Annotated in this window: 27 protein-coding genes; 14 read left to right on the top strand and 13 right to left on the bottom strand. The window is 70.4% G+C overall.

Annotation, left to right across the window (positions count from 1 at the left end; genetic code table 11):
- Positions 1 to 116 precede the first annotated feature (116 nt).
- Positions 117 to 848 (bottom strand): alpha/beta hydrolase, encoded by a 732-nt coding sequence (locus HQQ88_RS18610; protein ID WP_173170882.1) that lies wholly within the window; start codon positions 846 to 848, stop codon positions 117 to 119.
- A gap of 213 nt (positions 849 to 1,061) precedes the next feature.
- On the opposite strand from HQQ88_RS18610, the gene HQQ88_RS18605 reads away from it, so the two are divergent.
- Together HQQ88_RS18605 and HQQ88_RS18600 are read left to right on the top strand one after the other, a co-directional pair.
- Complete coding sequence (locus HQQ88_RS18605; RefSeq protein ID WP_159570266.1) at positions 1,062 to 1,229, top strand: hypothetical protein; 168 nt, start codon at positions 1,062 to 1,064, stop codon at positions 1,227 to 1,229.
- Between the two features lie 41 nt (positions 1,230 to 1,270).
- A complete protein-coding gene (locus HQQ88_RS18600) occupies positions 1,271 to 1,885 on the top strand; it encodes a copper resistance protein CopC (protein ID WP_173170880.1) in 615 nt (204 codons plus the stop codon).
- A 215-nt stretch (positions 1,886 to 2,100) separates the two neighbouring features.
- Here the strand turns inward: HQQ88_RS18600 and HQQ88_RS18595 are convergent, their stop codons facing one another.
- Both HQQ88_RS18595 and HQQ88_RS18590 read right to left on the bottom strand, forming a co-directional pair.
- Positions 2,101 to 3,540 carry an MATE family efflux transporter gene (locus tag HQQ88_RS18595; protein ID WP_123293327.1) on the bottom strand — a complete coding sequence of 480 codons (1,440 nt, stop codon included), beginning with the start codon at positions 3,538 to 3,540 and terminating at the stop codon, positions 2,101 to 2,103.
- Positions 3,541 to 3,707: 167 nt separating this feature from the next.
- Positions 3,708 to 4,145 carry a MarR family winged helix-turn-helix transcriptional regulator gene (locus tag HQQ88_RS18590; RefSeq protein ID WP_123340836.1) on the bottom strand — a complete coding sequence of 146 codons (438 nt, stop codon included), beginning with the start codon at positions 4,143 to 4,145 and terminating at the stop codon, positions 3,708 to 3,710.
- A gap of 410 nt (positions 4,146 to 4,555) precedes the next feature.
- Here HQQ88_RS18590 and HQQ88_RS18585 point away from each other — a divergent pair, with 410 nt between their 5' ends.
- Together HQQ88_RS18585 and nadE are read left to right on the top strand one after the other, a co-directional pair.
- Positions 4,556 to 4,723, top strand: a complete 168-nt coding sequence (locus tag HQQ88_RS18585; RefSeq protein WP_165901387.1) for a hypothetical protein — start codon at positions 4,556 to 4,558, stop codon at positions 4,721 to 4,723.
- 40 nt (positions 4,724 to 4,763) lie between these two features.
- Positions 4,764 to 5,591: an ammonia-dependent NAD(+) synthetase gene (gene nadE / locus HQQ88_RS18580; protein ID WP_123293421.1), complete on the top strand. Its 828-nt coding sequence runs from the start codon at positions 4,764 to 4,766 to the stop codon at positions 5,589 to 5,591.
- A 70-nt stretch (positions 5,592 to 5,661) separates the two neighbouring features.
- Here nadE and HQQ88_RS18575 read toward each other — a convergent pair whose 3' ends face one another.
- Together HQQ88_RS18575 and HQQ88_RS18570 are read right to left on the bottom strand one after the other, a co-directional pair.
- Positions 5,662 to 6,867, bottom strand: coding sequence for a type II toxin-antitoxin system HipA family toxin (locus tag HQQ88_RS18575; protein WP_173170878.1), 1,206 nt, complete (start codon positions 6,865 to 6,867; stop codon positions 5,662 to 5,664).
- Positions 6,868 to 6,917: 50 nt separating this feature from the next.
- Positions 6,918 to 7,214 (bottom strand): helix-turn-helix domain-containing protein, encoded by a 297-nt coding sequence (locus HQQ88_RS18570; protein WP_123340833.1) that lies wholly within the window; start codon positions 7,212 to 7,214, stop codon positions 6,918 to 6,920.
- Positions 7,215 to 7,378: 164 nt separating this feature from the next.
- On the opposite strand from HQQ88_RS18570, the gene HQQ88_RS18565 reads away from it, so the two are divergent.
- Positions 7,379 to 8,836, top strand: a complete 1,458-nt coding sequence (locus HQQ88_RS18565) for an SPFH domain-containing protein (RefSeq protein ID WP_173170876.1) — start codon at positions 7,379 to 7,381, stop codon at positions 8,834 to 8,836.
- Positions 8,837 to 8,870: 34 nt separating this feature from the next.
- On the opposite strand, the gene HQQ88_RS18560 is transcribed toward HQQ88_RS18565, so the two are convergent.
- The gene (locus HQQ88_RS18560; RefSeq protein WP_123293330.1) at positions 8,871 to 9,260 is read right to left on the bottom strand and encodes a hypothetical protein; all 390 of its coding nucleotides are present in this window, start codon (positions 9,258 to 9,260) and stop codon (positions 8,871 to 8,873) included.
- Between the two features lie 71 nt (positions 9,261 to 9,331).
- Positions 9,332 to 10,291, bottom strand: coding sequence for a phosphotransferase (locus tag HQQ88_RS18555; protein ID WP_173170874.1), 960 nt, complete (start codon positions 10,289 to 10,291; stop codon positions 9,332 to 9,334).
- Positions 10,292 to 10,479: 188 nt separating this feature from the next.
- Between HQQ88_RS18555 and HQQ88_RS18550 the strand changes: the two genes are divergently transcribed.
- The 9 genes from HQQ88_RS18550 to HQQ88_RS18510 all read left to right on the top strand — a co-directional run bounded on the left by HQQ88_RS18550 (position 10,480) and on the right by HQQ88_RS18510 (position 20,645).
- Entirely contained in the window at positions 10,480 to 12,534 is a 2,055-nt protein-coding gene (locus HQQ88_RS18550) for an MDR family MFS transporter (RefSeq protein ID WP_123293332.1), read from the top strand.
- Positions 12,535 to 12,595: 61 nt separating this feature from the next.
- A complete protein-coding gene (locus tag HQQ88_RS18545; protein WP_173170872.1) occupies positions 12,596 to 13,180 on the top strand; it encodes a TetR/AcrR family transcriptional regulator in 585 nt (194 codons plus the stop codon).
- A 204-nt stretch (positions 13,181 to 13,384) separates the two neighbouring features.
- Positions 13,385 to 14,722, top strand: a complete 1,338-nt coding sequence (locus tag HQQ88_RS18540) for an enolase C-terminal domain-like protein (RefSeq protein ID WP_123293334.1) — start codon at positions 13,385 to 13,387, stop codon at positions 14,720 to 14,722.
- Between the two features lie 44 nt (positions 14,723 to 14,766).
- Positions 14,767 to 16,005, top strand: a complete 1,239-nt coding sequence (locus HQQ88_RS18535; RefSeq protein WP_216835110.1) for a sugar ABC transporter substrate-binding protein — start codon at positions 14,767 to 14,769, stop codon at positions 16,003 to 16,005.
- Positions 16,006 to 16,112: 107 nt separating this feature from the next.
- The gene (locus HQQ88_RS18530) at positions 16,113 to 17,090 is read left to right on the top strand and encodes a carbohydrate ABC transporter permease (protein ID WP_159570231.1); all 978 of its coding nucleotides are present in this window, start codon (positions 16,113 to 16,115) and stop codon (positions 17,088 to 17,090) included.
- Positions 17,083 to 18,000 carry a carbohydrate ABC transporter permease gene (locus HQQ88_RS18525; RefSeq protein WP_123936827.1) on the top strand — a complete coding sequence of 306 codons (918 nt, stop codon included), beginning with the start codon at positions 17,083 to 17,085 and terminating at the stop codon, positions 17,998 to 18,000. Before HQQ88_RS18530 ends, HQQ88_RS18525 begins: the two co-directional genes overlap by 8 nt.
- A 34-nt stretch (positions 18,001 to 18,034) precedes the next feature.
- Positions 18,035 to 19,360, top strand: coding sequence for an alpha-L-fucosidase (locus HQQ88_RS18520; RefSeq protein WP_173170868.1), 1,326 nt, complete (start codon positions 18,035 to 18,037; stop codon positions 19,358 to 19,360).
- Positions 19,360 to 19,686, top strand: a complete 327-nt coding sequence (locus tag HQQ88_RS18515) for an L-rhamnose mutarotase (RefSeq protein ID WP_111086326.1) — start codon at positions 19,360 to 19,362, stop codon at positions 19,684 to 19,686. The genes HQQ88_RS18520 and HQQ88_RS18515 overlap by 1 nt, the downstream gene beginning before the upstream one ends.
- The gene (locus HQQ88_RS18510) at positions 19,683 to 20,645 is read left to right on the top strand and encodes an aldo/keto reductase (protein WP_173170866.1); all 963 of its coding nucleotides are present in this window, start codon (positions 19,683 to 19,685) and stop codon (positions 20,643 to 20,645) included. The genes HQQ88_RS18515 and HQQ88_RS18510 overlap by 4 nt, the downstream gene beginning before the upstream one ends.
- 91 nt (positions 20,646 to 20,736) lie before the next feature.
- On the opposite strand, the gene HQQ88_RS18505 is transcribed toward HQQ88_RS18510, so the two are convergent.
- The 6 genes from HQQ88_RS18505 to HQQ88_RS18480 all read right to left on the bottom strand — a co-directional run bounded on the left by HQQ88_RS18505 (position 20,737) and on the right by HQQ88_RS18480 (position 24,820).
- Positions 20,737 to 21,015, bottom strand: a complete 279-nt coding sequence (locus HQQ88_RS18505) for a GlsB/YeaQ/YmgE family stress response membrane protein (RefSeq protein ID WP_123936825.1) — start codon at positions 21,013 to 21,015, stop codon at positions 20,737 to 20,739.
- Positions 21,016 to 21,111: 96 nt separating this feature from the next.
- Positions 21,112 to 21,789 carry a FadR/GntR family transcriptional regulator gene (locus HQQ88_RS18500; RefSeq protein WP_111086323.1) on the bottom strand — a complete coding sequence of 226 codons (678 nt, stop codon included), beginning with the start codon at positions 21,787 to 21,789 and terminating at the stop codon, positions 21,112 to 21,114.
- Between the two features lie 87 nt (positions 21,790 to 21,876).
- The gene (locus HQQ88_RS18495; protein ID WP_173170864.1) at positions 21,877 to 22,662 is read right to left on the bottom strand and encodes an SDR family oxidoreductase; all 786 of its coding nucleotides are present in this window, start codon (positions 22,660 to 22,662) and stop codon (positions 21,877 to 21,879) included.
- Positions 22,662 to 23,531, bottom strand: coding sequence for a fumarylacetoacetate hydrolase family protein (locus tag HQQ88_RS18490; RefSeq protein ID WP_173170862.1), 870 nt, complete (start codon positions 23,529 to 23,531; stop codon positions 22,662 to 22,664). Before HQQ88_RS18490 ends, HQQ88_RS18495 begins: the two co-directional genes overlap by 1 nt.
- A 42-nt stretch (positions 23,532 to 23,573) precedes the next feature.
- The gene (locus HQQ88_RS18485) at positions 23,574 to 24,413 is read right to left on the bottom strand and encodes an amidohydrolase family protein (protein WP_173170860.1); all 840 of its coding nucleotides are present in this window, start codon (positions 24,411 to 24,413) and stop codon (positions 23,574 to 23,576) included.
- Between the two features lie 131 nt (positions 24,414 to 24,544).
- Positions 24,545 to 24,820 carry a glutaredoxin domain-containing protein gene (locus HQQ88_RS18480; RefSeq protein WP_123340820.1) on the bottom strand — a complete coding sequence of 92 codons (276 nt, stop codon included), beginning with the start codon at positions 24,818 to 24,820 and terminating at the stop codon, positions 24,545 to 24,547.
- Positions 24,821 to 24,868 lie beyond the last annotated feature (48 nt).

Below are 24,868 nucleotides of genomic sequence, written 5' to 3'. Positions count from 1 at the left end.
CGACGCGGTACCACCCACACGAACCATCCCCGGATCTCGAACCGACTAATCAGTCCAAGAACCGGGGACCAGTTCACAGCTGGCACCGCACCTCCCGTCCGTCGTCTTGCCCCGGCTCAGGCCGCGGCGCCTCCGAGCAGCAGCTCCAGTTGCTCGACGACCAGGTCGGGCCGCGTGATGAACGGGTGGTGCCCGGTCGGCACGTCGACGCTCCGCGTCGCCCGCGCCGCGTGCGCGCGCTGCAGCCCCACGGTGGTGCTGCGGTCCTCGGTACAGACGAGATAAGTCGAGTCGACGTCCTGCCACCCTGCTGCCGTCGTCGGCGTCACGAACGCCCCCGCCGACTGGGCGGTCACCCGGTCCCAGGCGGCCTGCTGGGTGCTCGTGTCGGCGTCCTGCAGGAAGCGGGCACCGAAGGACCCAGCGTCGTACCCGGCGACGGCGAGGACTCCTTCACCGGCCGGGCCGATCGACACGGGGACCGGCTCGTCGGCCATGATGCCGGCCTGCGCGGAGCCGACGTCGGGCAGGTACGAGGACACGTACAGCAGGTGAGCGACGGCGCCGTGCCGTCCGGCCTCGGCGATGACGGTGCCGCCGTAGGAGTGCCCGACGACGATCGCCCCGTCGCTGTCGTCGAGGGCGGCACGCAGGGCGGCTGCGTCCTCGGCGAGCCCACCGTCGGGGTGTCCCGACGGCCCCTCGCCACAGGACGGCAACGAGACCGCTCGGCTGCGGATGCCGGTGCGGCCGCGGGTTCCGGTGCGACTGTGCAGCAGGTCGGCGGTGGGCTGCCACCACCAGGCACCGTCGCGGACCAGGGCGCCGTGGACGAACAGGATCTCCATGCCCCGACGCTACGGCGATCCGGGCGGCGGCGTGCGATCGGCCGAGAAGCGCACCGCGCTCGACGGCGTCGGACGCAACCCCTACCGTGGAGGTACCGGATCGGTCATCAGGGATCCGTCGTCACGATGCTCCTCACAGATGTGGGGTCTGGCACAGCGGGTCGATCCGGACGAATCCGAGATGCGCATCATCTCGACGAAGGGCTGGTCGTCATGACCGCCAGGATGCAGCACGATTGGCACCGCCACGGCCTCCGGTCGCCGGAGGACCTCGAAGCCCTCGTGGCCGAGCGCCTCGAAGGAACCGGCCACGCTTCCACCAGCACGGGTGACGCACGGCGGGAGCCGTCCTACGCCGACTTCCTCGGCGAGCAGATCTGATCCGTCCCGGTCCGCTGCTCTACGGCTTGTAGAGTCTGTGCATGCGGACAGGACGAACGACGGCAGCTTCCCTCGCGATCGTCGTCGGAGGGCTCCTGGCGCTCATCGGGGTTCAACCGGCCTCGGCGCACTCGGCGCTCACCGGCAGCTCGCCCGCTGACGGCGCGGTCATCACCGAACCGCTCGACCGGATCGATCTGACGTTCAGCGAGGCACCGCTCGCCGGTCTCGACGCCGGACTGCGGATCCAGGTCACCGACGCCGACGGCACCGACGTGTCGACGGGCGAGGTGACCGTCTCCGGGATGACGATGGGCAAGGCCGTCGACCTCGAGAACGGCGCGTACACGGTGCTCTGGCGGTACGTGTCGCCGGACGGGCACCCGATCGACGGCTCGTACGGGTTCGAGTACCGGGCCGCGGTCACGACGCCGTCCGCGACGACTCCGGCGACGACGGTGCCGACGGTGCCGACGTCGGACCCCGTCACCCCCACTCCGACGTCGACGGCGACCGCCACCGGGGCATCCGACGGCGCGCCCGACTCGGCGCCCGGCATCGCCCCGGGTGTCTGGGTCGCGCTCGGCGCCGGCACGGTCCTCGCCGCCGGGGCCGTCGTCGTGCTCCTCCTGCGCCGCACCCGACGCACTTCGTGAGCAGAAATGGTCGGGTCACCATCCGGGACCCGACCATTTCTGCTCACCGTGCCCGTGCCCGCGACCCGGCCACGCGCCGGACGGGAGGCCCGCCACCCGGCCGCCACGGGCCTCCCGTCCGACGCTGGCCACGTTCACCCCCGCTTCGTGAGCAGAAGAGGTCGGGTCCTGGAACGGGACCCGACCGCTTCTGCTCACCATGCGAGCGCGCCGCGCTACGCGGCGGCGGGCGCCTCCTCGAGCGCGGCGTCCGCCCGCTCCTCGCTGCCGGCGGCCAGGCCGCGCGCGATCTTCCCGCGCGACGCCAGCCACAGCACCACCGCGGCGGCGAACACGATGACCTCGGTGACGGTCAGCGCCCAGATGATCCCGGCGAGTCCGAACCACAGGTTGCCGACGATGACGATCGGGATGAACAGCACGCCCTGCGCCAGCGACAGCACCATCGCGGGCAGCACCATGCCGGTCGCCTGGAACAGCGAGGTGAGCAACCCCGTGAACCCGTTCACGATGGCGGCGACGAGCTGCGCCGTCAGGATCGTCAGGCCGATCGCGAGGACCGAGTGGTCGCCGGAGAAGATCGTGAACACCTGCTCGCGGAAGGTGAAGACCGCGCCGGAGAACACGAGCACGATCGCGCCGACCGTGAAGGCGGCTCCGCGGAGGGCGGCCCGGAGGCGTGCGGCGTCGCCCTTGCCGAATGCGTAGGCGAGCAGCGGCAGTACACCGATCGTGACGCCCATCACCAGGAACTCCGGCACCTGCGCGATGCGGACCGCGACGCCCATGGCGGCGAGCGGGTCGTCGCCGTAGGCGGCGGCGAGGTTGTTGAGCACGAGCGTCGTGACGATCAGGAAGGCGGACTGCAGCAGCTCGCCGACGCCGATGCCGAAGACGGGCTTCAGGATGTCGGCACGGAGCGTGAACCACTTCGGCGCGAAGCTGACGTTCTCGCTGTTCCGCTGCAGCCAGGTCACCCAGTAGGCGATCGACACGACGTTCGCGAGTCCGACCGCCAGTGCTGCACCACCGACCCCCCAGTGCAGCACGAGGATGAAGAGCACGTCGAACACCAGGTTCCCGATGGTCGACAGGACCAGGCCGATCATCGCCTGGCGTGCAGCACCCTCCGAGCGGACGATCTGCTCGAGGGCGAACGACGAGGCGAGCACCGGGACGAACGCGAGCATCACGGCGACGTACTCACTCGTGGCGGGGACGGCTGCTGCGTCGGCACCGAGCACGGCGACCAGGGGGCGCAGGAACACGAGCCCGACGACGGCCAGGACCGCACCGGTGACGACGGCTCCCCACAGCGCGAACGAGGCGACGTGCTTGATGTCCTGCGCCTTGGCGGGGTCGTGCTCCGAGGCGCCGAGCAGGCGGGACATCAGGGCGCTGCCGCCGACGCCGAACACGCCGCCGACGGCCATGACGATGCCGAGCAGCGGGGTGCCGAAGGTGATCGCGGCGAGCAGCGACGTGTCGTGCTGCGAGCCGATGAAGCCGGCGTTGATGACGTTGTACAGGGCGCTCACGACCATCGCAGCGGCCATCGGCACACACAGGTGCACGAGGGCCCGGGCGATCGGGGCGGCGGAGAGGTACCAGCGGTTGGTGGCCGCGGCGGTGTTCTCGGGGGTGGTGGTGGTCATGACTGCCTCCTCGTGGGCAGGGCTGAGGGCGCGACGGGATGCCGTCGCGTGCGGGGGTGGGGCCGGGAGGCCCGTGGCGCGTCGAGCGCGCAGGTGACGTCGGTGCCGGGGCGGTGCTACCGCGTCGGTGGCGTCACCGGGTCCGCGGTGCTACCGCGTCCGCGGCGCTACCGCGTCGGCGGTGCGAGCTCTGCGGTCACCTTCTGCAGCAGGTGCCGCAGGGTGGCGCGTTCGTCCGTGTCGAGTGGTGCGAGCAGGGTGTCGTCGAGGGCGACCATCGCGTCGGTGAAGCCGGCGATGAGGTCGATGCCCGCCGGGGTGGCGTGCACCGTCTTCGTCCGACCGTTCGTGGCGTCGGGTCGCCGTTCGACGAGGCCGCGCCGCTCGAGGCCCTGCAGGAGGCTCGAGACGCTGGCCGCGCTGGTCCGGGTGATCTCGGCGATGTCGCGTTGGATCGCTCCGGGGTTCTGCTGCAGGTACCCCAGCACGAAGCTCTGCTCGCGGGTGAGGTCCCGATCACGGACCCACTCGTCAGCTGCCTTGCGCTGTGCCCATCCGATCCACCGCATGAGTTCGAGCGGGGTGGTGAGATCCGGTGCCTGCATGATCAGAACTCTAACTGTTTGATCTCTAACTGTCAACGAGAGTTCAACCCGTGGTTCGGCCCCGGAACGGGGGTATGGCCTCGGGGTGTGGCGCTGGTAGCTTGCACAGGAAGACGGCCTCACCAGCCGTCGTCCTCGGTCCGGTGCCGGACCGTTCGGGTCTCCCGTCGAACCGCCGGGGGATGGATCAGCAGCGGCGGACCTCCGCCCGGGAAAGGGACCCATGACTCGCACTGCGCTCCGAGCGCGACGCCGCCGGCGTCCATGAACTCCGACGCGCGCCGGCGGGTACCGGCGTGCGTCTCCACGGGGCCGCGGCGTTCGGGTCGCCTCGGGCCCTCCGGTGCGGTGGCGGTTCGGACCGCCACCGCACCGGACATCCGCACCACCACGAGTCAGTGAGGACCACCGTGCACGATCACGACACCCACCCGCTCGACCGTCGAGTCGGCCCGCCGCACGTCGAGCGGTTCCGGCTGACGCAGAGCGCCGAGACGCTCGGCGTCGTCTGCACCTGCGCGATCGGCGTCGACCACGACAACACGATCCGGCCGGTGGACGCAGAACCCGTCCGCTGAACGCTGTGCACACCGGCGGGTGCAGCGGGATACTGGGGTGGTGCGTGAACTCCAAGCCGCCATCGCCGCGGACCTCAACGTCCAGCCGACCATCGAGCCGGAGCAGGAGATCGCCCGCCGTGTCGGGTTCCTCCGTGACTACCTGCTCACGACCGGCGCGAAGGGGTTCCTGCTCGCCATCAGCGGCGGCCAGGACTCCACGCTCGCCGGGCGCCTGACCCAGCTCGCGGTCGAGTCCCTCCGCGCCGAGGGCCACCCCGCCGAGTTCACGACCGTCCGCATGCCGTACCGCGTGCAGGCCGACGAGGACGACGCCCAGCTCGCCCTGCAGTTCATCGCAGCCGACCCGGGCATCACCGTCAACATCGAGCACGGCGTCGACGGCGTCATGCTCGACACCGCTGCCTCGGGCGTCGAGCTGAGCGACTTCGTGAAGGGCAACGTCAAGGCCCGGATGCGCATGGTCGCCCAGTACGCCGTCGCCGGCCAGCGCGGGCTGCTCGTCGTCGGGACCGACCACGCGGCCGAGGCGGTCACCGGCTTCTTCACGAAGTACGGCGACGGCGGCGTCGACCTGACGCCGCTCACCGGCCTGTCGAAGAGCCAGGGGCGGCAGTTGCTCGAGCACCTCGGAGCGCCCGCCCGCCTGTACGAGAAGGCCCCCACCGCGGACCTGCTCGACGAGACGCCCGGCCAGACCGACGAAGCGAACCTCGGGCTGTCCTACGCCGAGATCGACGCCTACCTGCAGGGGCACGACGTGCCGCTCGAGGTCGCCGAGGCGATCGAGTCGCGGTACCGCGCGACCGAGCACAAGCGCCAGGTGCCGGCGACGCCGTTCGACGACTGGTGGCGTGCGGGCGCGTAGGCGCTGACGCGACCATCGACAGGAGGCGCGGTGCAGGTGATCCTGCACCGCGCCTCCTGTCCGTCCTGGTCTAGAGCCCCAGCGCCCAGTCCAGTTGGGGCGAGTCGAAGGCCACGCGCATCGCTTCCCGCTCGTCCCCACCGATCCCGACGCCGGCCGCGACCCGGTCCCACCCCGCCACCGCGCCCGCGACACGCTGGAGCACCTGCTCCGCGTCCGGGCGCCGGAGCCGGAAGGCGTCCGCGATGTCGAGCAGGTTCCGCAGGTCGCGGGACCTGGGGTCGTCCGACGGGGAGATCGCCCGGGAGTCGATCACCCCGCGCTGTCGACTCGGGTTGACGTCGAAGACGGGCGAGAGCCGCCACCCGGTGGGCGTGTGGAGGAAGGCGTGGTTCCGCCAGTGGTCGTCGACGTTGTTCACGAGGACGGACAACGCGATCCGGCCGAACATCTCGCGGAGGTCCGCTGCGGGAGCCGAACTCCAGTGGTCGACGACGTCGGTGAGGTCCTCGTAGGTCAGTCGTGACCCGTCGTCGTGGGCGCCGAGCTCGAGCGCCGTCCGTGCCGACATGTACCCGAGTCGGTCCCCGGAGCCGTCTCGGTCGAAGCGCTCGGAGAGCAGGACGGCACGTCCGGACTCCGGTCCCACGAGTGACCACACCGGCGCTCTGAGCCCGGCATCCGTCGCGAGGGTGAGCGCGACTCCTTCCCAGCGCTCGACGTCGAAGCGGCCGTCCTTCGAGTGCGGCAGCTTCGCGATCGCGAGCGTCCCGCGCGGAGTGAGGACGTTCGCCTTCGGCCGAGCGCCGCCGGGAGAGGTCGCGACGTCACCGAGGTACGCGATGTCCTCGTCGGTCGCCTCGTCGTCCTCGTACCGAGCGGCGGCGGCGAGGATCCGGGCGAGGTCGTAGAGGTTCGCGACCCCGGTCTCCGCAGACGACCAGGAGCCACCCACCCGGAACCGGAGCGCTCCGATCCTGGTGTGGTCCGCGACGCCGAGGAGGTAGTCGAACTCGCCGAGCCGAGCGGCAAGTGACCGGTCTCGCTGTCGTCGCGCGGCGTGGTCTGCGCGGATCAGCTTCTGTCCCCACTCGTCCGGAGCCGCGTCGCTGAACGCACCGGGCAGGGTCTGGCTGTCGGCCGTGTACGTCCGACCGGGGCGGAGTGGGAGGTCGGGGGAGACCTGCCAACCGTGTCGGAGGAAGTCGTCGTCGTACTCGAACGACGACGAGGCCAGCGTCCGCAAGCCCTGGAAGGACGGGCGCAAGGTACCCACGCGACGTGGTTCCGCGGACTCGCCGGTCCAGACCTCGACCGATTCGTCAATCACAGGGCACCGCCGCTGCGGAGGATGTCATCGATCCGAGCGCGCGCCGTCTCGCTCCGGAACGGGTCGATCGCCTCGATCGTCGTGTCTGCGATCCCGAGTGCGCCGAGGACTGCGAAGAGGGAATCGATGCGCCCACCGGTGCCGGTCTCGATCGCTCGCAACGTGTCGCGCGTCACCGCAGCCCGTTCGGCCAACTCCGCAGCGGACATGCCGTTGACAGACCGCCATCGGCGGATGTTCTCACCGAATGACACGAGCTGCTGTCGGCGGCGGGGTGACGATCGCTGGACCATGGGACCTCCTGACAGGGAAGTCTGTCACAAAGAGCTAAAACTGACCGGAAAAGCTTCCAAACACGCACCTCCGGCTGCCGCGCGTCATCGACGGCTCGTAGGATGGGACCCAACGGAACAACAGATGCGGAATCCAGGCTGGTGCCTGGTCCGGAGGGGGAGTCATGGAAGTCCTGTTCGCGCTCGGAGCCATCCCGCTGATCATCGTGGGGATCATCGTCCTCGCCGTGATCGCGCTGATCTACGCGAAGGTCGTGTACCGCAACGCCGGCGCCGACGAAGCGCTCATCATCACCGGCAAGCGCTCGCGCAAGGTCAAGAACGACGACGGCACCGAGACCGTCGAGTCCGGCATCAAGGTCGTGCTCGGCGCCGGTGTCCTCGTCCGACCGTTCTTCGAGAAGGTCGCGAAGCTCTCGCTCAGCTCTAGGGCGATCGACATCAACGTCAACGCGCAGGACTCCCGCGGCGTGACGATCGACGTCGAAGCGGTCGCGCTCGTCAAGGTCGGCGAGACCGATGCCTCGATCCGGGCGGCCGCGCAGCGGTTCCTCGGGCAGGAGAAGAAGATCGACGACTTCGCGCGCGAGGTCCTGTCGGGATCGCTCCGTGCGTCGATCGGTGCGACCGACGTGTCCACGATCATCCGCAACCGCGACCAGCTCACCGTCGCGGTGCTCGACGTGGCGAAGGAGGCCCTGCACAGCCAGGGGCTCGACGTCGACTCCTTCGAGATCAAGGGCATCTCGGACCGCAACGAGTACATCAGCGACCTCGGTCGTGCCGAGCGCGCCCGCGTCCGGCTCGAGGCGGAGAACGCCGAGGCGCAGGCCGACCGCGAAGCGCGAGAAGCCCGTGCCACCGCCGACCAGGCCATCGCCGAAGCCGAGAACACCCTGGCGATCCGCCGCGCCGCACTGCAGCTCGACGCCGACCGGGCATCGGCCGAGGCCGCAGCCGCCGGTCCGCTCGCCCAGGCCCGTGCGGCGCAGGGCGTCGTCGAGCAGGAGCAGATCACCGCGCAGAAGCGTGCCGAGCTGCGCCGTGCCGAGCTCGAGTCCGAGGTCTCCGCCGTCGCCGAGGCGCAGGCGCGCAAGACCCGCGTCGAGGCCGAAGCGGCCGCCGGTGCCCAGGTCGAGACGGCCCGCGCCCAGGCCGAGGCCCGTCGGATCTCCGCCGAAGCGATCGCCGCCGAGGCGAAGGCCGAGTCCGAGGCGCGCAAGCTCGCCGCCGACGCCTCCCGTGCCGAAGGTGAGGCAGCGGCCGACGCGATCCGCGCCAAGGGTCAGGCCGAGGCAGACGCCACGAAGGCCCAGGCCGACGCACTCGCACAGCACTCCGAGGCCGTCCTGCGCGTCAAGGCCATCGAGACCCTGCCGAGCATCGCCCGCGAGCTCGCGGCACCGATGGGCAACATCGACAAGCTGACCGTGGTGTCCTCCGACGGCGCCGGCGCCCTGTCGAAGAGCATCGTGAGCCAGTTCAGCGAGGTCGACGCCCTGCTCGGGACGACCGCCGGGTTCACCCTGAGCGACATCGTCAAGAGCTCGACGACGGGGCAGGCCGCCGCACGGGCCGTCGTCCGCGAGCAGTCCACCGGTGTCGTGGAGCCGATCGAGTAGTCCTCAGCGGTACCCGGAGCGGGCGTGGCGAGGATCAGTCCTCGTCGCGCCCGTTCTCGTCGCGGCGCTCGCGCTGCTGGCCGCCGGCGTCCTCGCGCTGGTCGGCGAGCCGCTGCTGCCACACGACGCTGCGGGCCGCGCCCTCGAGGATGTCGTCGACGCTCCGTCCGGTCTGCGCCGCGAGCGCACCGCTGAGTCCGGCGGTGAGGGTCCCGCCGGCGGATGCCAGACGTTCGATCACCTGCTCCTGGCGTGGGGTCAGGGGCTCGTCGATCATCTCGTCGATGGTGTCGCGGATGTTCTGCTCGCTCGCGTCCAGTGCCGCCTCGTCACCGGAGTGCAGCGCTGCTGCCTCTCCGACGACGACGAGACCGAGGCGCGCGGCGTCGTCTTCGGGACGCGGAGTGCGGTGCTCATCAGTCATGCGGGGGACCGTACGCTCCGTGGCGCCGCGCTTGCTGGACAGACGGGGTACCCGACGCCTGTCGTCCGTCGTCAGTGCGGTGTGGTGTCCCACCGGCGGAGCAACCACTCCGCAGCGGCCAGGCCCTCGCGCCGTTGGAAGTCACGGATGGCCGGCATGTTCGGCGGCGCCGGGGGCAGCGCGTGCTCGAAGAACAGTCCGGCGAGACCAGCGAGGACGGCGTCGACCGTCGCGGCAGGCACACCGGCGAAGACCGGGTGGGTGGCGAGGTGGTGCTCGACGTCGGTGTCCTCGCCGCGGACGAGTGTGTCGATCAGGTAGGTCAGCGGGTCGAGCCAGTGCGCGCCGATGCTCGCCCACGGCCAGTCCACGACCCAGACGACCCCGGAACCGTCGACGAGCAGGTTGTCGGCACGGCAGTCGGCGTGCACGAGGTGGTCGCCGTCGACGAGTGCCGCTGCTCGGTCGGCGGCTCGGGCGATCGCGGGTCCGGCGGCGAGGACGTGCGCCGGCACGACCTCGGCCACCCGGTCGGCCAGGGTCGGGTCGCCGAGCATCCGGTCCCAGGCGCCGAACTCGTGGCGCAGGTCGTCGGCGATCCGGGGGAGCGTGCCGAGGTCGCCGGCTGCCGGCGGCAGGGTGTCCAGCGCATCGAGCACCGCCGCGGTGTCGCTGCCGTCGAGTGCTGCCCCGGGGTGCTTGCCCTCGATGTCGTCGAGGACCAGGACGACCCACTCGTCGCCGTCCACGGTGGCGTCGAAGGCGTCCAGCAGGGGTGGTGCCTGCACCGTCGACGGCAGCTGCGCCACCACGCGGGCTTCCCGGCGGTGCAGGGCGAAGGCATCGGCGTTCCGCGATCGCGAGACCGTCTTGACGAACGCCCGTCGCCCCGTCGCCGTGACCACGCGGTCGGCACTGCCCGGCGACCACCCGGCCGTCTGGGACTCAGTGGACGTCACCGCTCCGCCGAGGATCTGTTCCACCCGGTCGCGCAGGATCGCCGGCACGTCCGTCCACGCAGTTCGCCCCATGGCCGACGACGCTACCTGAGAAGCCGTTCACGAACGTGCACGGACGGCAAGTTTGCGTTGGCAGCAAACGTGCTGATGATGTAAAGTTGCAGCGTCTGCAAGGTTGACCCGCCGTTCGACGGCCCGCCACACACGCTCCGGCGTCCCTTGCCCGCACGACGACCACCACGCACCCCTGAAGGACCCCCATGTCTACTGCCACCGCACCCGTCGAGGTGTCGCGCGGACGACACGACTCCCCGGCCAGCACGCCGGGCAAGCCGATCATGTCGCACCGTCAGATCCTGCTCGTCATCTACGGCCTCATGGCCGGCATGTTCCTGTCGTCGCTCGACCAGACGATCGTCGGCACCGCGATCCGCACCATCGGCGACGACCTGCACGGCCTCGACCAGCAGGCGTGGGTCACGACCGCGTACCTGATCGCGTCGACCATCACGACGCCGATCTACGGCAAGCTCTCCGACGTCTTCGGGCGCCGCCCGCTCTACATCTTCGGCATCGCGGTCTTCATCCTCGGCTCGCTGCTCTCGACGATGTCGACCTCGATGATCATGCTCGCCGCGTTCCGTGCCTTCCAGGGCATCGGTGCCGGTGCGCTGATGTCGCTGCCGCTCGCGATCATGGGCGACATCCTCGCCCCGCGTGAGCGTGCCAAGTACCAGGGCTACTTCCTCGCGGTCTTCGGCATCTCGTCCGTCATCGGCCCGCTCATCGGCGGCCTGTTCGCCGGCGCGAGCACGATCCTCGGTGTCACCGGCTGGCGCTGGGTCTTCCTGATCAACGTGCCGATCGGCGTCGCGGCCCTCCTGATGGTCATCGCCTTCCTGCACCTGCCGAAGTTCGGTGACGCCAAGGCGAAGCCGCGCATCGACTGGTGGGGTGCCACCTCGGTCATCGCGACGCTCGTCCCGCTCCTGCTCGTGGCCGAGCAGGGCCGCACCTGGGGTTGGGGATCGGCCGGCGCCATCGCCTGCTACGTGATCGGTGCGCTCGGGCTCGTCGCCTTCCTGGTGATCGAGACCCTGATGAAGGACGACGCGATCATCCCGCTCAAGCTCTTCCGCTCGGGCACCTTCTCGATGGCCACGATCCTCGGGTTCCTGGTCGGCTTCGCGATGTTCGGCGCCATGCTGACCATCCCGCTGTACCTGCAGATCGTCACGGGGCTGACCCCGACGGAGTCCGGCTTCGCGACCCTGCCGATGATCGGTGGTCTGATGATCGCCTCGATCGCCTCGGGGCAGATCGTCGCCCGCACCGGTCGCTACCGGATCTTCCCGGTGATCGGCACGGCCCTGGTCTCGGTCGGCTACGTCGTCCTGACGTTCATGACGATCGACAAGCCGCTCTGGTTCCTGATGATCGGCATGTTCCTGATCGGCCTCGGCCTCGGGCAGCTCATGCAGAGCATCACCCTCGCCTCGCAGAACTCCGTGCAGCCGCGGGACATGGGTGTGGCGACGTCGTCCGCCACGTTCTTCCGGCAGATCGGCGGAACGCTCGGTACGGCGGTGCTGCTCAGCATCCTGTTCTCGATCATGCCGGCGAACATCCTGCACGCCACCGCGGACCAGAAGAACCTGTCCGGTGCGCTCGACGCCGCCCTGAACCCGACCGTCGCCACGGCGAAGGCGAACGCGGGCGTCATGGAGCAGATCTGGAACCCGATCGTCACCCCGGTGAAGTCGCAGGTGCAGTCCGGCCTCGACCAGGCCACCGCGCAGGTCACCGCTGCGACGACCGGCGCCCCGGAGGCCGTGCAGCAGCAGGCCCTCACCGCCGCAGCCGACAAGGCACACGCCAGCGTCCAGGACGGCAAGCTCGTGGTCGACTGGTCGGACGCCTCGCAGCGCTCGTACTGGGTCGGTGAGCTCGCCCCCGAACTGTCGAAGCAGATCGACAAGGGGGCTGGCGACGGCAGCAGCTCGAGCAGCGAGACGAGCGACACGTCCTACCTCAACGGTGCGACCCCGGCGCTGACCAAGCCGTTCATGACCGGCTTCAACGCGTCGGCCGTGACCGTCTACTGGGTCGGCTTCGCCGTGATCCTGCTGGCGTTCATCCTCAGCTGGTTCTTCAAGGCGCCGCCGCTCCGCAAGAGCTCGGCCCTGCAGGAGCAGGCCGACCAGGCCGGCACCGCTGATGACCTCGAGGTGCAGGCCGTCAAGGCGGCCGACACGATGGGGTCGCCCACGGCGCCCGTCACCGGATCGATCCCCGTGCAGCGGGACCGCGCGTAGGACCGGCCACCGGGGCCTCTCGTCGCCAGACGGGAGGCCCCGACCCGCACCAGGAGCAGCAGTGAGCACGATCGAATCGCACCCGGCAGGCGACAGTGGCCTGCGGGAACGCAAGAAGCAGCAGACCCGGCACGCGATCCACCAGGCCGCGCTGGCGCTGGTCTCCGACCGGGGCCTGGCCGGCGTCACGGTCGAGGAGATCTGCGCCGACGCCGGCGTCTCGCCCCGCACCTTCTTCAACTACTTCCCGTCGAAGGGCGACGCAGCACTCGGGCTCCCCGAGAGCTCGGTGCCCGAACCGGCACGACAGGCGTTCCTGACCGCGGAGGGCCCGCTCGTGTCGGACCTCTGCGACCTCGTCGCCCGCACGGTGACTCTGCCGGCGGACCGCCGTCGCATGAAGGAACTCGTGCAGGCGCGACCGGAGATGGTGCCCGCGATGCTGCAGTGGATGGCGCGTGCCCGGCTCGCCGTGTTCACGGTCGCCGCCGAGCGCACCGACGTGGACTCCGCACGGACCGCGGTGACGCTCGTCATGGCGGCGCTCATCGAGTCCGCACACCGCTTCGCCGACGGCTCGCGCGACGAGCTGGCGGACCGCCTCCGCGGCGTGGTGGCCGAGATGGGCCGGCTCGCCTCCGCCTGAGGCGCGACCACGGACGGGAGGCGCGGCGCGGGTCCGACCCGCACCGCGCCTCCCGTCCGTGGTCCGGTCGCAAGCCGCGCAGCCATCCGACGACTCGGCCCCGTTCGAGACCAGAACGTGACGAAGAGTTCTCTTGACGCACGAGACATCCGATGTTTTGATTGCCTCGTTCGGTCGACGGAGACCGGACGGCAGGAGACACGAATGAGCCGCATCACCGGTCTGCACGTGCGCGACATCCGCTTCCCGACCTCTCGGGAGCACGACGGATCCGACGCCATGAACCCCGCGCCCGACTACTCCGCCGCGTACGTCGAGATCACGACCGACGCCCTGGACGGACACGTCGGCACCGGCTTCGTCTTCACGATCGGCCGCGGCAACGAGGTGCAGGAAGCCGCGATCGCCGCCCTGCGCGGGCACGTCGTCGGTGCCGACGCCGAAGCGGTCCTCGCCGACATGGGCGGCACCTGGCGCGCGATGGTCCACGACTCGCAGCTGCGCTGGCTCGGCCCGGAGAAGGGCGTCATGCACATGGCGATCGGCGCCGTGGTGAACGCGCTCTGGGACCTCCGAGCGAAGCGCGCGGGACAGCCGCTGTGGGCGCTGCTGGCGGACCTGAGCCCCGAGGAACTCGTCGACCTGGTGGACTTCCGGTACCTCACCGACGCGATCACCCCGGACGAGGCGCTCGAGCTGTTCCGGGCCGCCGAACCGCACCGCGCGACCCGTCGGGCCCGGCTCGAAGCGCAGGGCTACCAGGCGTACACGACCACCCCGGGCTGGCTCGGCTACGACGACGAGAAGCTCGCCCGGCTCTGCCGCGAGGCCGTCGACGAGGGCTTCGAGCAGATCAAGCTCAAGGTCGGCGGCGACCTCGACGAGGACGTCCGCCGGATGGGCATCGCCCGCGCCACGGTCGGCCCCGACATCCGCATCGCGGTCGACGCCAACCAGCGGTGGGACGTCGACGAGGCCGTCACCTGGATCGAACGGCTGAGCCCGTTCGACCTCGCCTGGGTCGAGGAACCCACGAGCCCCGACGACGTCCTCGGGCACGCCGAGATCGCCCGGCGCATCGCCCCGATCCCGGTCGCGACCGGCGAGCACATGGCCAACCGGGTGATCGCGAAGCAGCTCATCCAGGCCGGGTCGATGTCGGTGCTGCAGATCGACGCCACCCGGGTCGCGGGGGTCAACGAGAACCTCGCGATCCTGCTGCTCGCCGCGAAGCACGGCGTCCGGGTGTGCCCGCACGCCGGCGGGGTCGGCCTGTGCGAGGCGGTGCAGCACCTGTCGATGTTCGACGCCGTCGCGCTGACCGGCGACCTCGACACCCGCTGCATCGAGTTCGTCGACCACCTGCACGAGCACTTCGTGACCCCGGTGGACGTCCACGACGGCCGCTACTGGCCGCCGACCGCTCCGGGAGCCGGCACCGAGATGCTCGCCGACTCCCTCGACGCCTACGCGTTCCCGGACGGCCCGGCCTGGGCCGTGGTCGACACCGAGACGGTCCCCGACGCGGTCCGCGTCGCCTGATCCCACCCCACACACCCCATCACCACGACGAAGTGGAGACTCCGATGCAACGACGACGCATCATCACCGGGCTCGCGGCAGCAGCTGCCGCGGCCCTCGTGCTCACCGGCTGTTCCTCCGGCAGCAGTGCCGGTGGAAGCCAGTCGAAGGACGCCCTGACCTGGTCCATGTGGATCGCCGGGAAGGAGGACAAAGCCGCCTGGCAGAAGGTCGCCGACACCGTGAAGACCGAGGACGACATCACCCTGACGATCCAGGGCGCGCCGTTCGAGAACTACTTCACGAAGCTCAGCACGCAGTTGAGCGCGGGCGGCGCCCAGTGCGTCGTGAGCATGCAGTCGCTCCGCACCGCGAACTACACGTCGTCGCTGCTGCCGCTCGACGACCTCGCGAAGCAGGACGGCACCGACCTGTCCGCGTTCGACAGCACCGCGCTCGACGGCATGAAGGTCGACGGGAAGCTCTACGGCCTGCCCTACGACACCGGGCCCATCATGATGTTCTACAACAAGGACGTCTTCACGAAGGCGGGCGTGGCCGAGCCGAAGCCGGGGTGGACCGTCGACGACTTCGAGGCGGCGGGCGCCGCGCTCAAGGCGAAGGGCGTCACCATGTTCGGTTCGACGGTGGGCGACCTCAACCTCGAGTCGATGGTCTACGGCTACAACGGTGGCCGGGTGATCACGTCCGACGGCGAGCTCGACGCGTCGAACGCGAAGTTCGCGGACGGCCTCGACTGGCTCTCGACACTGGTGGAGAAGGGCTACGCGACGCAGGCGTCGTCGGACGCGTCGACGCCGGGCAACGACTTCGCCGCCGGCAAGGTCGCGATGTACACCGACGGTCCGTGGTCGCTCATCAGCCAGAAGGCCAAGGTGAAGTTCGACCTCGGGGTCACGACGCTCCCCGCGGGGACGTCCGGTCCGTCGACCTTCGCCGCTGGCTCCGGCTTCGGTGTCTCGAAGCAGTGCAAGTACCCGGAGCAGGCGTTCAAGGCCGTCCAGACGATGACCAGCGAGAAGGTCCTGACCTCGCTCGCCGAAGCGGGACGAGCCTTCCCCGGCCGCACCGCGGCCCAGGCGGCGTGGTACTCGAGCGCCGGCATCGACGGCGCCGAGGCCGCGCTCAAGGCAGGGCTCGCGAAGTCCTCGCCGCTCCTCGGGAACAAGCAGAGCGACCAGCTCTCCCAGCTGTTCACGCAGTACGCGCTGCAGGCGGTGAACGGGCAGACCTCCGGCAAGGAGACGATGTCCTCCATCGCCGGCCAGCTCGGCACGCAGTGACCAGCTGAACCAGTGATCGGACGGGAGGCCCGTTGCGGCCCCGCCACGGGCCTCCCGTCCGATCCATCCCCTGTTCAGGACCGCGCGAACGACGAGGAGGTCGTCGCATGACCACCATCCAGGACCCACCGGCCGAAGCGGCCGTCCCCGCGGTCGCGACCGCGGTCGCGGTCGGAGCCGCGACCCCGCGGCGGAAGGACGGCGAGGACACGAGCGCGCTCGGGCGCCGCTCCTGGTGGGGTGCCGCGTTCGCGGCGCCGCACTCGATCGGACTCGTCGTCTTCACGGCGTTCCCGATCGTCGCCTCACTCGTCGTCAGCTTCATGAACTGGCCCATGCTCGGCGAGCGCAGCTGGGCGGGCATCGAGAACTACACCCGGCTCTTCGCCGACCCGGTCTTCCGCACCGTCGCCCTCAACACGGCGCTGTTCGTGGTGCTCTACGTGCCGCTCAACCTCGTCGTGTCGCTCGGGCTCGCCGCCTGGCTGACGCCGCGGATCGCCGGCCGACACGTCTTCCGCGTCCTGTTCTTCATCCCGACCATCACGCCGATCGTCGCGAACGTCGTGGTGTGGCGGATGCTGTACCAGCCCGGGGGAGCGATCGACGCGTCACTGCAGTCCACCGTGGGCGTTCACGCGCCGAACTTCCTCGCCGACGAGCACTGGGCGATGCTCGCCATCGTCGCGATGAGCGTGTGGCAGGGCTTCGGCTACAACATGCTGATCTTCTCGGCGGCGCTCGACGCCGTGCCGGAGAACCAGATCGAGGCCTCGCAGCTCGACGGCGCGAACGCCTGGCAGACCTTCTGGGCCATCAAGTTCCCGCTCATCTCGCCGTCCGTGTTCTTCGCGACGATGATGACGCTGATCACCTCGTTCCAGGTGTTCGTGCAGCCGTTCGTCCTCACCAAGGGCGGGCCGGGCACCGCGACGGAGACCCTCGTGCAGTACATCTACAACACCGGCTTCCAGAACCAGCAGCTCGGTCTTGCCTCGGCCGGCGCCTGGGTGCTGTTCGTCATCATCCTCGGGATCACGGCCGTCCAGTTCCTCGGGCAGAAGCGGTGGGTGCACTATGAGTGAAGCGGTCCGCGGGCACGTCGGTGCCACCACGTCGAACCGGACGGTCAACCCCCGTGCCGTCGCCAGGACGAAGTCCGCGCCACGACCGGGGCGGGTCCGGCACGCGATCGGGTACGCCCTGCTCTGCCTCGTCACGCTCCTGTTCGTCTCGCCGCTCATCTACATGGTCGCGACGAGCCTCAAGCCCGCCGACCAGGTGTTCACCACCCCGCCGACGCTCTGGGGTCGCTCGCTCGAGTGGGACAACTACGTGCAGGCGTTCACCTACCTGCCGTTCGCCCGCTTCATCCTCAACGGCGTGTTCGTCGCGGCGGTCGGGACGGCGATCAACGTCGCCGTGGCCGTGCTCTCCGGGTACGCGTTCTCGCGGTTGCGCTGGCGCGGCCGGAACACGGTGTTCCTGCTGTTCCTCGTCACGCTGATGATCCCGCAGGACGTCCTCGTCATCCCGATGTACGTGATGATGCAGGGCTTCGGCTGGGTCGACACGTTCCAGGCACTCATCATCCCGTGGGCGTTCACGGCCCTCGGCGCGTTCCTGGTCCGGCAGTTCTTCCTGACCGTGCCGCAGGAACTCGACGACGCCGCCCGGGTCGACGGGGCTGGCGCGATCCGGACCTTCTTCTCGGTGATGATGCCGCTCGCCCGACCGACCATGGCCGTCCTCGCGGTGTTCTCGTTCATCTCGTACTGGAACTCGTTCCTCTGGCCCCTCGTCATCGTCAACGACGTCGAGGCCCGGGGCACCATCCCACTCGGCCTGCAGCAGTTCTTCGGCCAGCAGGGCTCCGAGTGGAACCTCGTGATGGCGGCGTCGGTGATCTCGATGCTGCCCACCGTGATCCTGCTCGTCCTGCTGCAGAAGCACCTCGTCAAGGGCATCGTCACCAGCGGCCTCGGCGGCCGGTGACGCCCCTCCCCCCTCTGAAAGGAACACTGGCCTCATGACCATCACCGCACCTGCAGAGCCGCAGACCGCGACCGACGCGAGCGGCCTGCCCGCCTGGTTCACCCACGACCGGTTCGGCATGTTCATCCACTGGGGGCTGTACGCCCTGCCGGCACGGCACGAGTGGGTGAAGAACCGCGAACGGATCACCGACGCCGACTACGAGAAGTACTTCGACCACTTCGACCCCGACCTGTTCGACGCCGCCGACTGGGCCCGCCGTGCTCGCGAAGCCGGCATGAAGTACGTCGTGCTCACCACGAAGCACCACGAGGGCTTCTGCCTCTGGGACAGCAAGCTCACCGACTACAAGTCCACCAACACCCCGTTCGGCCGTGACATCGTGCGCGAGTTCGTCGACGCCGTCCGGGCCGAGGGACTTCGGGTCGGCTTCTACCACTCGCTCATCGACTGGCACCACCCGGACTTCACCGTCGACGGCGTGCACCCGAGGCGCGACGACTCGCCCGAGGAGATCGAAGCGTTCAACCAGGGCCGCGACATGTCGCGCTACCGGGAGTACCTGCACGGGCAGGTCGAGGAGCTGCTCACCGACTACGGGCCGGTCGACTACCTGTTCTACGACTTCTCGTACCGGGACAACGACCACGAGGACATCTGGGGCGGCAAGGGTCGCGACGACTGGGGATCCGCGGAGCTGCTCGAACTGACCAGGCGGCTCCAGCCCGGCATCATCGTCAACGACCGGCTCGACCTGCCGGGCGACATCGTCACCCCGGAGCAGTACCAGCCCGACAAGCCGATGGAGGTCGACGGCGCCCAGGTGCCGTGGGAGGCCTGCCAGACGCTCAACGGATCGTGGGGCTACGACCGCGACAACGTGAACCTCAAGCCCGTCGACCTGCTCGTCCGCATGCTCGTCGACGGCGTCTCGAACAACGGGAACATGCTGCTCAACATCGGCCCCACCGGCCGTGGCGAGTTCGACGGGGTCTCGCGCCAGACCCTCGACGGCATCGGGACGTGGATGCACCAGCATGCCCGGTCCGTCTACGGCGCCGGACCGTCGTCGTTCGTCGCGCCGCGCAACACCGTGTACACGCAGAACGGCAACCGCCTGTACCTGCACCTGTTCGCGTGGCCGTTCGAGCACGTGCACCTGCCCGACCTGGCCGGACGCGTCGCCTACGCCCAGCTGCTCAACGACGCGTCGGAGCTGCACTTCCGCGAGATCCCGCCCGGGACCCGCGCGCAGAACACCGGGCTCGGCGGGCAGCCGGCGGGGACGCTGACGCTCACGCTGCCGATCGTGCGACCCGACGTCGCCGTGCCGGTCGTCGAGCTGTTCCTGCGCGACTGATGCAGCGCATCCTGTCGAGGACCCGACTGCGGGCGGGGAACGAGGCCGCGTACGACGCCGTGCACGCGTCGATCCCGCCCGCGCTCGCGGCCCGGCTGCGTGATGCCGGGGTGCACGACTGGACGGTGTGGCGCGACGGGCAGGACCTGGTCCACCTCATCGAGGTCGAGGACTACCGCGCGATGCGCCGGGCGCTCGCCGACGACCCCGTCAACGCGGAATGGCAGGAGACCATCAACCCGCTGCTCGAGGCCGACGACGACTACTCGGGGAACGACGACGGCGTGCCGCGGGTCTGGTCCCTGGCGGACCAGGTGGACGCATGACGGACCTCGACCTCGACCTCGACCGCGGCCCGTTCTGGTTCGGCGGCGCCGGCATCGGCAACCTGCTGCGCCCGGTGTCCGACGACGACGCCCGTGCCACCGTCGACGCGGCGTGGGACGCCGGCGTGCGCGGGTTCGACACCGCGCCGCACTACGGCCTCGGGCTGTCGGAGCGGCGGCTCGGGGCGGCGCTCGCCGACCGTCCGCGTGACGCGTTCCTGGTGTCGACGAAGGTCGGGCGGCTGCTCGTCCCCGGGCGTGGCGACGGGGACGACCTGGCCTCCGGCGGGTTCGCGGTGCCGAACGACACCGTGCGGCAGTGGGACCCCTCACCGTCGGGTGTCCGGCGGTCGTTGGACGAGTCGCTCGGGCGGCTCGGACTCGACCACGTCGACGTCGCGTACCTGCACGACCCCGATGTCTACTCGCTCGAGGACGGCCTGACGCAGGCGCTGCCGACGCTCGCCGAGCTGCGGGACGACGGCGTGGTCCGGGCCGTCGGCGTCGGGTCGAACTCGGTCGAGGCCCTCGACGCCGCGGTGTCCACCGGGCTGTGCGACGTGGTCATGCTCGCGGGCCGGTACACGCTCCTGGAGCAGCCGGCTGCGGAGCTCGTCGCACGGTGCGCCTCGCTCGGCGTCGCGGTCGTCGCGGTCGGGGTCTACAACTCGGGACTGCTCGGGCGGGACCGGCCCGACGCCACGGCGACGTACGACTACGCCACGGCACCGGCGGCACTCGTCGCGCGGGCGAACGCGATCGCCGACGTCTGCGAGCGGCACGGGGTCACGCTGCCCGAGGCGGCGCTGGCGTTCCCGCGGCGTGCGGCTGCGGTGGCCGCGATCGCCCTCGGCGTGCAGTCCGCCGAGCAGGTGCGCTCGAACGTCGCTCGGGTGGCGGCCGTGGTGCCGGAAGCTCTGTGGGACGACCTCCGCGCCGCGGGCCTGCTCACCGCCTGAGCCCTGCACAACCAAAGTCACCCCGAACCGCACGGATGCGCGGTTCGGGGTGACTTTGGTTGTGCAGCGAGTCGTGCCCGCCGAGACCTGCCTAGCGGGTCTTGGCGCTGCGACCCGAGAAGCGGATGTAGATGATCAGCACGATGATGGCGCCGATGATCGAACCGATGATGCCGGCCGGCTGGAAGAAGCCGTCCATCGGGTCGTGCTGGAAGATCAGGAACCCGAGGAACCCGCCCACGAACGAGCCGATGATGCCCAGCAGGATGGTCATGGGGATCGAGATGTGCTGCTTGCCGGGGACGACGAGCCGGGCGATGGCGCCGGCGATGAGTCCGACGATGATCAAGCTGATGATGAGACCGAGCACGGTTTCCTCCTCGTGGGTGCGGTTGCCGCGGCATGGTTGCCGGAGTCAGGGCCGACGACCGACACAACACCCACCCGGCTGCACGCGTTCTCGGTTTCAGTCGAGTGAGCGCCGCAACCAGCGCTCGACGCCCTCGACGTGCGACACCACGAGCGCCTGCACGAGCTGCGGATCCCGGCGTCGGATGGCGTCCACGATGGCGGCGTGCTCGTCGAGGGTGCGCTGCACCGAGCCGTTCTGCGTCAGTCCCCGCCAGACCCGCACCCGCACGGTCTTGCTCGACAGGGCGTCGAGCAGTCCGGACAGGTACTGGTTGCCGCCGATGCCCGCGATGGTCGAGTGGAACAGCAGGTCGTGCGCGACGAGGTCCTCGACGCCGGTGTCCTCGCCGACGGACTGCATCAGCGTGGCGAGCTCGTCGATCTGCTGCTCCGAGGCCCGCGCGGTCGCCAGGACGGCGGACGCGGGCTCGAGGATGCGGCGGACCTCGAGCAGGTCGACGAGGGACCGGTCGTGGTGCATGTCGACGACGAACGACACCGCCTCGAGCAGCACGCCGGGTTCCAGCGACGTCACGTAGGTGCCGTCGCCGCGGCGGACGTCGAGCACGCGGATGAGCTCGAGGGCCTTCACCGCTTCGCGCAGGCTGTTCCGGGACAGGCCGAGCGACTCGCTCAGTTCCTTCTCGGGCGGGAGGCGCTGCCCGGGTTGGAGCTCACCACTCACGATCATCTGCTGGATGCGTGCGATCGCATCGTCGGTCAGTGACGCCACGTCACCACCTCCTGATCCCGGCCCGCTCGCGGACGCGAGCCGACAGGTCGACGATAGCCGGGCCTCCCGGTCGTCACGGCCGGACCATCAGGCGGGCCGCAGCCGGAGGGCCTGCATCCCGCCGTCGACGGCCAGGTCGACGCCCGTCGTGGACCGGGCGAGCGGGCTCGTCAGGTAGGCGACCGCCTCGGCGACCTCCTCCGCCTGCACGAGTCGACCGTGCGGCTGCCGGGCCTCGAGGGCAGCGCGTTCGGCGGCCGGGTCGCCCGCGGTGGACAGCAACCGCGCGACCCACGGGGTGTCGGCCGTACCGGGATTGACGGCGTTGACGCGGATGCCCTCGCGGATGTGGTCGGCAGCCATCGCGCGGGTCAGGGCGGCGATCGCACCCTTGGTCGCCGAGTAGAGCGCCCGCTGGGGCAGCCCTGCGGTGGCGGCGATCGAGCAGGTGTTCACGATGCTCGCGTTGCCAGAGGCCCGCAGGTGGGGGAGCGCAGCCCGCGACAGTCGCACGGCCCCGAGGACGTTGACCTCGTACACGCGGCGCCACTCGTCGTCGTCGTTGTCCTCGACCGTGCCCTGGGCGCCGATGCCGGCGTTGTTGACCAGGACGTCGAGGCCGCCGAGCTGCTCGACGGCGGTGGCGACGGCGGCGCGGACCGAGGCGTCGTCGCTGACGTCGCACGTGACCGAGAGGAACCCCTCTGCGGTCGACGGCTGGAGGTCGAGCACGGCGACCGTGGCACCGCGATCCCGCAGGGCAGTGGCGATCGCTGCGCCGATGCCGGACGCGCCCCCGGTGACGATGGCCCGGACGCCGTCGTGGCTGCCGGCGCTGCGAGCGCCGCCGGCGCTGCCGGTTGCGTCCGCCATCAGGCTGCTCCGACCGTCTGGCGCTGCGAGCCGAGCCCGTCGGCGGTGAGCTCGACGACGTCGCCGGGCTGCAGGTAGGGCGCGTGTCCGGCCAGCGCGACGCCCGCCGGGGTCCCCGTGCTGATGACGTCGCCGGGGTACAGCACCATGAACTGCGACAGGTACCGGACGATCTCCACAGGACGGAAGATCATGTCGGCGGTGGTGCCGTCCTGCCGGACCTCGCCGTTGACGGCCAGCCGGAGCGCGAGTGCCGCGGGGTCGAGGCCGCCGGCGGCGAGCGACCCGGGCGTCACCAGCCACGGTCCGAGCGGGTTGAAGGTCTCGCAGGACTTCCCCTTGTCCCACTGCCCGCCGCGTTCGAGCTGGAACTCCCGCTCGGACAAGTCGTTCGCGATGGCGTAGCCGGCGATGGAGGCCTCGGCGTCCGCATCGGTCTCGCAGTACCGAGCTGTGCGGCCGATGACGATCGCGAGCTCGATCTCCCAGTCGGTCTTCGTGCTGTTCCGGGGGATCAGGACCTCGTCGTCGGGGCCGATCACCGTCATCGGGTCCTTCATGAACACGATCGGTTCGGTGGGGATGTCGGCGCCGGTCTCGGCGGCGTGGTCGCGGTAGTTCAGGCCGATGCAGACGACCTTGCCGGGGCGGGCGATCGGTGCCCCGCGCCGCATGCCGTCGGCCCGGTCTCGACCGATGATCGTCAGGTCGCCGGCGCTGCGGGCGTGGTCGACGCGGCCGACCGGGTCCGAGGCCAGGAAGGACCCGCTGATGTCACTGGTGATCGAGCGGAGGTCGAAGACCTCGCCGTCGGTGTCGATGGCCACGGGGATCTCGCTCCCCGCCGGGCCGAGTCGTGCGAACTGCATCGTTCCTCGCTCTCCGGCTGCGCCAGTGCAGCCAGAAACATCCTATGTCTGCGTGGTCATCGGGACAAGGTAGATGCGCTCCGCGGTTCCGCCGAAGACGGCGTCGTGCTCGGTCGTCGACAGGTCGGCGAGTGCGTCCGTCGTCCGCTGCACGACCTCGGCGTACCCGGTCGCCAGGGTCGACACCGGCCAGTCCGAGCCGAACAGCGCCCGCTCGGGGCCGAACTGCTCCACGACCGCGCGGACGTACCGGTCGACCGGGCGGTCGCGCCAGTCCGGTCCGGCCTCGGTGAGCAGGCCGGAGACCTTGCACGTGACGTTCGGGCGTGCGGCGAAGTCGGCCATCCGTCTGCGCCAGGCCGGGTCACCCGTGTCGATCGATGGTTTGCCGGCGTGGTCCAGCACGAACGATGCGTCGGGGACGGCGTCGACCAGGGCCAGCGCGGCCGAGTGCTCTCGGGCGCGGACGAGCAAGTCGAACACCAGGCCGGCACCGGCGAGGGCTCGCACCCCGCGGGCGACGTCGGGGCGGCCGAGCCAGCCGGGGTCCGGCTCGTCCTGTGCCAGGTGCCGGATGCCGACGAGGCGATCACCGCCGGGGAGCGCACGGACGGCGGCGATCCGGTCCGCCACGTCCGGCGCGGTCAGGTCCACCCAGCCGACGACGCCCGCGACCGGTCGGGGCTGCTCGAGGAGCCAGGCCGTCTCGTCGGGATCGTGCACGGCCTGCACGACGATGGTCCGCGTCACGCCGGTGTCCTGCGTCGCTGCGCGGAGGTCGTCCACGTCGAACCGGCGGCGGATCGGGGCGACGGAGTCGTCCATCCAGGGGTACGGCCGGTCGGCGGGGTCCCAGAGGTGGTGGTGAGCGTCGATGATCACGCCCTCATGATGCCCGATTCATCCGATGTCCGCCCGGGTGCTCGGTGTGCCGGCCGACGACTTTTCGCGCTGAGCGACACGTCACGGGTGCCTGTCGGCGTGACGCGTCGCTGGGCGCGAAAGTCCGCGGCTCAGACGGCGCCGGAGGCCTCGAGCTCGGCGCGCAGCTCGGCGTCGGACGGCTCGACGAAGTGCTTGCCGTTCGGCAGCACCACGACGGGGATGTTCTTCCGCCCGCTGATCGCTTCGGCACGGTCGGCCGCCGACAGGTCCTGCTCGACGTCGACGTACTCGTAGTCGACGCCGAGGGTGTCGAGCAGCGCCTTGGACCGGCGGCAGTCGCGGCACCAGTCCGCACCGAACATCGTCACCTTGTCGAACACTTCGGTCGTGGATGCATCGCTCATGCCCAGAGAGTACGTCGGCGGCCCCCCGCGCATTCCCTACGATTGGGG

Source organism: Curtobacterium sp. VKM Ac-2861 (assembly GCF_013204965.1).
Classification (GTDB): Bacteria; Actinomycetota; Actinomycetes; order Actinomycetales; family Microbacteriaceae; genus Curtobacterium.
This window is presented reverse-complemented; position numbering and strand designations above follow the sequence as displayed.